9 protein-coding genes are annotated in these 9,965 nt (G+C 70.7%); 3 read left to right on the top strand and 6 right to left on the bottom strand.

Features of this window, described 5'->3' with window-relative positions; genetic code table 11:
• The 3 genes from ACLL9L_RS10845 to ACLL9L_RS10835 all read right to left on the bottom strand — a co-directional run.
• Positions 1–1,733: ABC transporter substrate-binding protein (locus ACLL9L_RS10845; RefSeq protein WP_411284669.1), on the bottom strand; the 1,733-nt coding region annotated here is incomplete at its 3' end.
• Positions 1,734–1,834: 101 nt separating this feature from the next.
• Positions 1,835–3,745, bottom strand: coding sequence for a translational GTPase TypA (typA, locus tag ACLL9L_RS10840; RefSeq protein ID WP_411284665.1), 1,911 nt, complete (start codon positions 3,743–3,745; stop codon positions 1,835–1,837).
• Between the two features lie 90 nt (positions 3,746–3,835).
• Positions 3,836–4,264 (bottom strand): (deoxy)nucleoside triphosphate pyrophosphohydrolase, encoded by a 429-nt coding sequence (locus ACLL9L_RS10835; RefSeq protein ID WP_411284664.1) that lies wholly within the window; start codon positions 4,262–4,264, stop codon positions 3,836–3,838.
• 104 nt (positions 4,265–4,368) lie between these two features.
• On the opposite strand from ACLL9L_RS10835, the gene ACLL9L_RS10830 reads away from it, so the two are divergent.
• The 3 genes from ACLL9L_RS10830 (at position 4,369) to ACLL9L_RS10820 (ending at position 6,498) form a co-directional block, all read left to right on the top strand.
• The gene (locus ACLL9L_RS10830) at positions 4,369–4,689 is read left to right on the top strand and encodes a 4a-hydroxytetrahydrobiopterin dehydratase (RefSeq protein WP_411284663.1); all 321 of its coding nucleotides are present in this window, start codon (positions 4,369–4,371) and stop codon (positions 4,687–4,689) included.
• Positions 4,686–5,405, top strand: coding sequence for a VIT family protein (locus ACLL9L_RS10825; RefSeq protein ID WP_411284662.1), 720 nt, complete (start codon positions 4,686–4,688; stop codon positions 5,403–5,405). The genes ACLL9L_RS10830 and ACLL9L_RS10825 overlap by 4 nt, the downstream gene beginning before the upstream one ends.
• Positions 5,406–5,502: 97 nt before the next feature.
• Positions 5,503–6,498: a DUF389 domain-containing protein gene (locus tag ACLL9L_RS10820; protein WP_411284661.1), complete on the top strand. Its 996-nt coding sequence runs from the start codon at positions 5,503–5,505 to the stop codon at positions 6,496–6,498.
• Here the strand turns inward: ACLL9L_RS10820 and argF are convergent.
• The 3 genes from argF to ACLL9L_RS10805 all read right to left on the bottom strand — a co-directional run bounded on the left by argF (position 6,419) and on the right by ACLL9L_RS10805 (position 9,715).
• Positions 6,419–7,483: an ornithine carbamoyltransferase gene (gene argF, locus ACLL9L_RS10815; protein ID WP_411284660.1), complete on the bottom strand. Its 1,065-nt coding sequence runs from the start codon at positions 7,481–7,483 to the stop codon at positions 6,419–6,421. The two genes, ACLL9L_RS10820 and argF, sit on opposite strands and share 80 nt — an antisense overlap.
• 73 nt (positions 7,484–7,556) lie before the next feature.
• Complete coding sequence (locus tag ACLL9L_RS10810) at positions 7,557–8,615, bottom strand: alpha/beta fold hydrolase (RefSeq protein WP_411284659.1); 1,059 nt, start codon at positions 8,613–8,615, stop codon at positions 7,557–7,559.
• Positions 8,616–8,704: 89 nt separating this feature from the next.
• On the bottom strand, positions 8,705–9,715 hold the full coding sequence (locus ACLL9L_RS10805; RefSeq protein ID WP_411284658.1) for a DUF1524 domain-containing protein: 1,011 nt from the start codon (positions 9,713–9,715) through the stop codon (positions 8,705–8,707).
• Between the last annotated feature and the right edge of the window lie 250 nt (positions 9,716–9,965).

Here is a 9,965-nt window from a genome sequence, read left to right as displayed (position 1 = left end):
TTCGCCACCCGCGTCGTCGCGAGGTCGACGTGCCCGCCGAGCAGGAGGTTGTCCTGGTAGCCGACGACACCGGAGCCGTGGACCAGGACGTACTTCTGCTGGCCGAGCGCGATGTGGCCTCCGGCCTTGGCGATCATCTCGTCGATGTCCCCCCAGCGGCTGCTGCGGGTGGCGGGGTCGACGACGCCGTTGGCCGCGTCGATGGCCTGGTTGACCGCCGCGTCGTCGAAGTAGCCGTAGTCCTGACCAGGCCCGGCGGGCGTGATGTTGACCCGTCCGTCGAAGTGAGGCGCCAGGACGCTCGACCCCGACGGCCAGTCGGCGCTCAGGCTCGCCCGCACGACGTCGTACCTTGTGGCCGCCTCGGGGGCCGAGATCGCCCCGCGGTAACCGTCGGCGCCGATCGGGGTGAGCGTCACCGCGAAGCCGGCCTGGTCCCACGTCGCCTTGAGCGCGGTGAACGCCGCATCGGCCATGGCGGACGTGCGGTAGGCCAGGCGCACGGGCACCGGGAGCGCGACCCCGGCCCTGGTCAGGACGGCGCGCGCTGCGGCAACGTCCCCGGACGTCGGCACCCCGTACGGGTTGAACTCCTTGTGCCCCGGCAGGTTGCGGGCCATCACGGCATACGTCGGGGTCATCGCCGACAGCCCACCGTATGCCGCGGCGAAGGCGTCGCGGTTCGTCGCCATGGCGAACGCCTGACGCACCGCAGGGTTGGACATCACCGGGCTCCTGACGTTGGGCGCGAGGTACTCCACCGTCGGCGCGTCGGGGTTGGTGACCCGGGTCCGCAGCTCCTGGTTGCCGAGCAGCTCCGTCTGCAGCGCGGGTGGCGCATCGGCAAGGGTGACGGCACGCCGGTCGCCCCCTCTGTCGTCGATGATCCGCTGGATCGCCGTCGTGGTCGCGAGGCCCTCCCGGACGTCGATGACCTCGGGGAAGGCCAGCCGGATCGGGTCCTCGAGGGCCACCCAGTTGCGGTTGCGGACGAAGCGTCCGCCCCGGCCCGGCTCCCACACCCCTTCGAGCATGTAGGGCCCGCACGAGAAGACGGAGAAGGTGCTCGCGTCGCCCTTGTCCTGGTCCTTGCGGACGGGGGCGAAGGCCGGGAGCGACACGGTCTGGTCGAAGTCGTGGACCGCCACCTTGAGCCGGAAGGTGATCTGCTGACCGGCGCAGCTGACGGCCTGGTCGAAGAGCGCCTGCCCGGTGCGGAGGTAGGGACCGGCATACGCCGGCACGTCGAGGCCCGCCGCGTCCTTGACGAGCGGGACGTCCAGCAGCGCCATCGCCCAGGGCGGGCCACCGGTGATCACGTCTCGGGCGAAGTTGCGCGAGACGCCGTACCTGACGTCCTCACAGGTGACGGACCGGCCGTCCTGCCACTTCGCGTCGTCGACGATGGTGAACTTCCACGTCTTGCCGCCGTCGGTCTCGGTGCCGGTGTTCGTCGCGAGGTCGGCGACGAGTCCGGGCGAGAAGCCGACCCCCGCCGGCGCCTGGGTCGTCAGGGTGCGCAGGAAGGTCCGGACGGCGAACTGGCTCTCCGGACCGGCGTCCATCCGTTGGGGGTCCCAGTGCGCGACGGGGCTGTCGAGCAGCACGCCCAGCGTGCCGCCCCGCGCGCTCCCGGGGCTGTCGGTCGGCGCCTGCCTGGTCGTGCAGGCCGCGAGCAGCAGCGTGACCACCGCTGCTGCCAGGGCCACTCGTCGCCCCCGGCGCGAGACCATCGTCACCACACCTGGGCTCCTTCGGGTCGTCTCCGCGGCGGCGAGACCGCACTGTGCCGGGAGCCAGTATGCCGGGAGCCCGCCGCCGTGGACGTCTCGCGTCAGGAGCTGGCGGCGGCCTCGGACTTCACGGCCGACCGGGCACGGGATGCGGTCCGAGCCCGGTCGCTCCCGTCGAGGACGACCTTGCGGATCCGGACGGCGTCGGGAGTGACCTCGACGCACTCGTCCTCGCGGCAGAACTCGAGCGACTGCTCGAGGCTCAGCTTGCGCGGCGGCACGATCTTCTCGAAGTTGTCGGAGGACGAGGCCCGCACGTTGGTGAGCTTCTTCTCCTTGGTGATGTTGACGTCCATGTCGTCGGCGCGCGAGTTCTCGCCGACGATCATGCCCTCGTAGACCTCCGTCGTCGGCTCGGTGAAGAGCGCGCCGCGCTCCTGGAGGTTGACCATCGCGTAGGCGGTGACCACCCCGGTGCGGTCGGACACGAGGGAGCCGCTGGTCCGGGTCGTGATGGCGCCGTACCACGGCTCGTAGCCCTCGAAGACGTGGTGGGCGATGCCGGTACCGCGGGTCTCGGTGAGGAACTCGGTGCGGAAGCCGATGAGGCCGCGCGAGGGCACGAGGAACTCCATCCGGATCCAGCCAGTGCCGTGGTTGGTCATCTGCTCCATCCGGCCCTTGCGGGCGGCGAGGATCTGGGTGATCGCGCCGAGGAACTCCTCGGGGGTGTCGATGGTCAGCCGCTCGACAGGCTCATGGATCTTGCCGTCGACCTCGCGGGTGACCACCTGGGGCTTGCCGACCGTCAGCTCGTAGCCCTCCCGGCGCATCTGCTCGACGAGGATCGCCAGGGCCAGCTCACCGCGGCCCTGCACCTCCCAGGTGTCGGGGCGCTCGGTGGGCAGGATGCGCAGCGAGACGTTGCCGACCAGCTCCTTGTCGAGGCGGTCCTTGACCATGCGGGCGGTCACCTTCGAGCCGCGCACCCGGCCGACCATGGGGCTGCTGTTCGTGCCGAAGGTCATCGAGATGGCCGGCTCGTCGACGGTGATCAACGGGAGCGGAATGGGGTTCTCGGCGTCGGCGAGGGTCTCACCGATGGTGATCTCGGGGATGCCTGCGACGGCGATGATGTCGCCGGGGCCCGCACTGTCGGCCGGCTTGCGCTCGAGGGCCTCGGTCATCAGCAGCTCGGTGATCTTGACCCGCTGCTGCGAGCCGTCGTGGCGGCACCACATGACCTGCTGGCCCTTGGAGATCGTGCCGTTGCGGACGCGCAGGAGCGCGAGGCGACCAAGGAAGTTCGACGAGTCGAGGTTCGTCACGTGGGCCTGCAGCGGGGCGTCCTCGTCGTAGGACGGCGCCGGGATGGTGCCCAGGATCGTCGCGAAGAGGGTCTCGAGGTCCTCGCCCTCGGGCATGACGCCGTTCTCGGGCCGCTCGAGCGAGGCCCGGCCGGCCCGTGCCGAGGCGTAGACGATGGGGAAGTCGATCTGCTCCGCGGTCGCGTCGAGGTCGAGGAAGAGCTCATAGGCCTCGTCGACGACCTCGGCGATGCGCGAGTCGGGACGGTCCACCTTGTTGATGCAGAGGATGACGGGCATCTTGGCGGCGAGCGCCTTGCGCAGGACGAAGCGGGTCTGGGGGAGAGGCCCCTCGGACGCGTCGACGAGCAGGACGACGCCGTCGACCATGGACAGGCCGCGCTCGACCTCGCCCCCGAAGTCAGCGTGGCCGGGGGTGTCGATGATGTTGATCGTCACGCCGTCGGCCAGGCCCATGTCGAGGGCCGCCTTGCCGGTGTAGTGCACGGCAGTGTTCTTCGCGAGGATGGTGATGCCCTTCTCGCGCTCGAGGTCACCGGAGTCCATCGCCCGCTCGTCGACGTGCTGGTGCTCCCCGAAGGCACCTGACTGCCAGAGCATCTTGTCGACCAGGGTCGTCTTTCCGTGGTCGACGTGGGCGATGATGGCGACATTCCGGATGTCGTCGCGGGTCTTGACAGGCATGGTCACGATTCTCTCAGGATTTCCGGCAGCCGCTGACCATCCCCCGGGGGCGTGCGGGCGTCCGGCCTCGTGTCCGGGTCACCTTGGGGGTCAGTCGGCGAGCCGGTCCCCCACGGCCCGGACGATGGGGAGGTCCGCCGGGAGCCAGGGCACGGCATACAGGTCTCCCGCGGTGAGCCAGCGCAGCTCGTCGTGGTCCTCCAGCGGCTGGGGGACGCCGTCGCTGACCGCGGCGAGCCAGACGTGCATCCGGTAGTCGGTGCCGAGCGGCCAGGTGCCGTCGGCGTGCGGACCCACCAGGTGGACGCCGACCTCGATGCCGACCCCGAGCTCTTCCCGGGCCTCGCGGTGGAGCGCGTCGAGGGTCTCCTCACCGGGGTCCACCTTGCCACCGGGCAGCTCCCACCCGCCGGCCAGCTCCGCCGGTGCGGTCCGACGCGCGCCGAGCAGGCGGGTCGGGCGGCCCAGGTCGTCGACGAGCGCGACCCCGACGACGAGGGTCGGATGGGCATCGGGCATGGCCCGAGCCTCCCAGACGCCGGGTGGCGGGCCCCCACTTCGGTTGCCCTTTGGTAAGCCTTTCCTTGGATGACAGGTTGGCCGGGCCGGGTGAGAATTGGAACATGTCACGTTTACTCACATCCGAGGAGCTCACCCGCCAGGTGGCCGACCTCGAGGGCTGGCACCAGGAGGGCGAGAGCCTGGTCACGGCCTACACGTCACCAGACTTCCCCGCGGCGATCGCCCTCGTCAGCGACGTGGCCGACGTCGCGGAGCAGATGCAGCATCACCCCGACATCGACATGCGGTGGACCACCACCCGGTGGTCGCTCTCGACGCACTCCGCCGGCGGGCTGACCCAGCTCGACATCGAGCTCGCCCACCGCATTGCCGACACCGCCCGGCGCACCGGCGCCCTCCACGAGAGCGAGACCCCGTCATGACCATCGAGAGGACCGTGATGACCAGCCACGACGAACCCCATGGCGGCTCGACCACCCGGCTCAACTGGCTGCGCGCCGCGGTGCTCGGAGCCAATGACGGCATCGTCTCGACGGCCGGCGTCATCGTCGGGGTCGCGGGCGCCACGACCGCCCGGGCCCCGATCCTCACCGCCGGCATCGCGGCGCTCGTCGCGGGGGCCCTGAGCATGGGCGTCGGTGAGTACGTCTCCGTCAGCACCCAGCGCGACACCGAGAAGGCCCTGTTGGAGAAGGAGCGCCGCGAGCTGGCCGAGACCCCCGACGAGGAGCTGAGCGAGCTCACCTCGATCTACGCGGGCAAGGGCCTCGACGCCGATCTGGCCCACCAGGTCGCCGTGCAGCTCACCGCGCACGACGCCCTGGGCGCGCACGCGGAGGTCGAGCTGCAGATCGACCCGGACAACCTCACCAGCCCGTGGCACGCGGCAGGTGCATCGGCGCTGGCGTTCTTCGTCGGCGCCCTGCTGCCGCTGCTCGCCGTCCTGATCTCCTCGCCCAACTGGCACGTGCCGGTCATCGGCGCCGCCGTCATCTTCGCGCTGGTCCTCACCGGCGTGATCAGCGCGCGCCTCGGCGGGATGGGCCCGGGCCGGCAGGTGGCACGCAACGTCATCGGTGGGACGCTGGCGATGGCCGTCACCTACGGCATCGGATCCCTCGTCGGCCTCGCCCTCTGACATCGGGACGGTCCACCCCCGCCTCCCACGCGTTCGCCAACCCGCGCCGCACCCGCACCTCACTCCAGCCGGGGCGCGGCCCGGGTAGCGTCGTCCCGTGCTCGTCACCCTGCGCCTCGCCGTCCCACCGGACCTCACCGAGGTGACCGAGCGCCTGCTGCGGGGGGACCCCCGGGTCTGCAACCTCGTCATCATCCGCGATGGTGCGGTCGAGCCGCAGGGGCACGCGATCTTCGCCGACGTGGCCCGGGAGGGCGCGGCCGAGGTGCTCTCTTCGCTCGCCGACATCGGCATCGGCGAGCGCGGTGCCATCAGCGTCAGTCAGCTCGACGCCGCGCCCTCCCGGGCCGCCCGCGCGGCGGAGCGGGCCGCGCCCGGCAGCCCGGACGACGGCGTCATCTGGCACGTCGTCGAGGAGCAGGCCTGGGAGGCGGCCAGGCCGTCCATCTCCTTCCACGTGTTCCTCTGCCTCGCGGTCGCGCTCGCGTCGATCGCGGTCGTCACCGACTCCGTGGTCCTCGTCATCGGTGCGATGGTCGTCGGGCCGGAGTTCAGCCTCGTGGCGGCGATCTGCATCGGGATCGTGCTGCGCCGCTGGGAGATCGTCAGGCGCTCGGCGTTCGTCCTGGTGTGGACCTTTGCCCTGTCCATCCTCGTCGTCGGGCTGCTGGCAGTCGTGGCCCGTGCGGCCGGCTGGGTCACCACGGAGATGGTGGCGCAGGACCGCCCGATGACCGGGTTCATCTGGCACCCCGACCGCTGGTCGTTCGTCGTCGCGCTGCTCGCGGGTATGGCGGGTGTCCTGTCGATGACGACGGGCAAGTCCTCGGCCCTGGTCGGTGTCTTCATCTCCGTCACGACCGTCCCCGCAGCGGGCAACCTCGCGCTGGCCCTGGCCGTGTGGGTGCCGCAGGAGATCCAGGGCTCAGGCCTGCAGCTGCTCGTCAACATCGCCGGCATGACGATCTCGGGCGTCGTCACGCTGCTGATCCAGCGCGCCGCGTGGGGGCGGATCAGTCGTCGGCGCGCCGCGTCTCCCCCGGCCCAGAGCCGGAGCCCGAGCCCGCCAGGGTCGCCACGAGCACGGCCTTGATGGTGTGCATCCGGTTCTCGGCCTGGTCGAAGACGATCGACGCGGCCGACTCGAAGACCTCGTCGGTGACCTCGAGGGCCGCCAGACCGTGTGCCGCGTGCACGTCGCGCCCGATCTGGGTCCCGAGGTCGTGGTAGGCCGGGAGGCAGTGCATGAACTTCACATCGGGGTTCCCGGTCAGGGCGAGGAGAGCGGCGTTGACCTGATAGGGCAGCAGCTGCGCGATCCGCGCCGCCCAGACCTCCTTGGGCTCGCCCATCGAGACCCACACGTCGGTGTGCACGAAGTCGACGCCCGCCACCCCGCTCGCGAGGTCGTCGGTGACCGTGAGCCGCGCACCTGTGACGGCCGCCACCTCCTGTGCGGCGGCGACCACGTCCTCGCGCGGCCAGAGTGGCCGGGGTGCCACGATGCGCACGTCCATCCCCATCAGTGCGCCGAGCGCGAGCAGTGAGTTGCCCATGTTGAAGCGCGCGTCGCCGACGTAGGCGTAGGAGATCTCCGCGGCCGGCTTCGGCGAGTGCTCGAGCATCGTCACGGCGTCGCAGAGGGCCTGGGTCGGGTGCCAGTCGTCGGTGAGGCCGTTGAAGACCGGCACCCCGGCATACTGCGCCAGGGTCTCGACGGTGGAGTGCGCGTCACCGCGGTACTCGATCCCGTCATAGAACCGGCCGAGCACCCGCGCCGTGTCCTTGATCGACTCCTTGTGCCCGATCTGGCTGCCGGTCGGCTCGAGGTAGGTGACATGGGCACCCTGGTCATAGGCGGCCACCTCGAACGCGCAGCGGGTGCGCGTCGAGGTCTTCTCGAAGATCAGCGCGATGGTGCGCCCCACGAGGTGCTGCTCCTCGCGCCGCTCACGCCGGGCCGTCTTGAGCTCGCGCGTGAGGTCGACGAGGTGGCGCCACTCCTGTGGGGTGAAGTCGAGCTCCCGCACGAACGAGCGGCCGACGAGGGTTGGGGGGGTGACGGGCTCCTGAGACACCTCGCCCATGCTAGGCGGTGGGCCACGTGGTGAGACGCTTGTCCCGTCAGCCGGGTCAGCCGGGTCAGCCGGGTCAGCGACCCAGCTGCGCCACGATCGCGTCGGCAACAGCCTGCGGAGCCTCGAGCGGGATGCCGTGGGCGATGTCCTCGAGGCCGACCTCGCACACTGTTCCTCCGTTCGCGGCATACCGGTCGAGCACCGCGCGGATCTGGACGTTCATCGGTTGCGGCGGCAGGACGTCGTCGCCCGGCCAGCCGGGCACGGCGCCGAGCCTGCCGAGGGTGCCGAAGTCGAACATCGACGTGTCGGAGATCACCTGGTCCTTGCCCGCACGGAGCCAGGTGATCGCTGGTTTGTCATCGACGTCGACGATGCCCGAGGCATCGAAATGCTTGGGAGACATGGCATTGAGAACTCCACGGTCGCCCGGGGCGATGCTCGGCCAGTTCGCCGAGCTCGTCGTCGTGCCGGGGTAGAAGTCGTCGCCGACGACGGTCCGCAGGAACTCGTCGACGAGGAAGTCCTCGTCGACGTTCGCCACGTTGGCGCCGGCCCCGAAGAAGGTCCGGAGGATGACGCGCGGGCTGCTGCTCGGGTCGTCGGCCGACGTGTCCTTGTCGCGGAGTCGCTGGACGAACGCCGGCGCCGCGCCTCCCCCGCCGGTCCCGGCGAAGTCGTCCGAACACGCCTCGCCGTCAGGACCTTTCGTCCCGCCGAAGCCGTACGGCGACAGCGGCGCGACGAGGACGATGCTCGCGAGGTCTCCCGGGTGGTCCAGGACGTACTGCTCGAGGACTCCGCCGCCCATCGACCATCCCGAGGCGACGAGGTCCTCGCGCCTCGTGAGGCCGAGGACCTGGAGGAGCCCGTGCACGTCGTCGACCATGTCGCCGAGACCTCTGGTCGAGTCGATCGGCTTGGCCTCGGTGCGGCCGAAGCCCCGCAGGTCCGGAGCAATGACGCGGACGTCGTCGGGGAGCAGCTCGGCAACGTACCTCCAGAAGCCACCGGTGACCAGGTTGCCGTGGACGAGCAGGACGGGCCGCCCGTCGTCGGGGCCGGATGTCCAGACGTTCATGGCCAGACGGGGCGTGCTGACCATGCTGCAGCTGAAGTCGGAACCGCTCATCTCGCGCTCCTTCGGGGGATGTGGGCAACGAAGAGCCCGTGTCCCCGCCGTTCTAGCACCGATTTCCTGCGCAGCAGTGTGGTCCGGACCTACTCGCACACGATGCCGTCGCGGTCGGCGTCCCGGTACCAGCCGTACTCCGGGTCGCTGCCCTGCCGATACGGACCGAAACCCCCTGCCTTCGCGGCCCTGCAGGTGGCGAACCGGGGGTCGTCGCCACTGGCCGGCTTGGGCATCAGGGGCACTGGAGCGCTCGATGGCGGCGCCGAGGTCGTCGTCGGACCCGACGCTGCCGGCGGGTCGACCGCCGCCTCGGAGCCACCGCCGAGGACGAACGCCCCTGCGGTCGGCAGCGGCTCCCCCGGGCAGCTGCCGAGCAGGCGCGCCAAAGCGTCGCGCTCGGGCGCAGTGACCCACAGCCGGTGAGTGGCCTTCACGGCCACCTGCCGTGCGGCATACGAGCACCGGTATGCCGTGGCGGGCGGCAGCCAGGTCGCCGCGTCACCGTCGCCCTTGCGCAGGTTGGCCGGGCCGTCGACGGCGAGGAGGTTGAGAGGGTCGTTGGCGAAGGCGGCGCGCTGTTGGGGCGTCCACTGCTGAGCGCCCTTCTGCCAGGCGTCGGCGAGCGCGACCACGTGGTCGATCTGGACGGCCGTCGAGCTCGTCGGGCCGCGCAGGAACGCGATGGTGGCGCCGGTGTAGGGGTCATGGAGCGTCCCGCGGAGGACGAGGCACCCGTTGGTGCCTGCCTTGAGGATGAGGTCGACGAGGTCACGCCGCAGGACGTCGTTGCGGGTGTCGCAGCCGTTGCGATCGACGTCGAGCCAGGCCTGCCCGAAGGCGTCACGGGTGTATCCGGTCCGGGGCGCCCGGCCCTTGACCTCGAGTAGGGCCAGCGCCGCGAGGGCCGCCCCGGAGGCTGAGGGTGATGGGGCCGTAGGCAATGGGGCCGTGGGCGGTGGCGGCGAGGAGGCGCTGGTGCGAGAGGGAGCCGGCTCTTGGTGGATCCGGGTGGTCGCCCAGCTGCCCATGGGAAGACCGATCACGACCACGGCCACCAGGGCGGTGATGACCGTGGTGCGGCGGGTGGGCGGCGGCATGGTGGACCTGACAGATCTCGGCTCGGGGAACCCTGACCATAGGTCCGTCGACGGCCGACGCGCAGGCGAACGGGTCAACCGTTCGGGCCATGCCACATGGTCCCTTTGGGCCGGTATCAGGCCAAAGGGATCCGCCTCCTTGTTGACGAGTGGGAAAGTTGGATCGCAGCCCCACGTCAAAGGGTGCATCGAAAACTTGGACGGCTGGCCCGTTGAGGTACGTTAACCGTCACAGCGCCCGGCCCCGGTG

The organism is Lapillicoccus sp., from assembly GCF_046595215.1.
In the GTDB taxonomy this organism is placed as follows: domain Bacteria; phylum Actinomycetota; class Actinomycetes; order Actinomycetales; family Dermatophilaceae; genus Lapillicoccus.
This window is presented reverse-complemented; position numbering and strand designations above follow the sequence as displayed.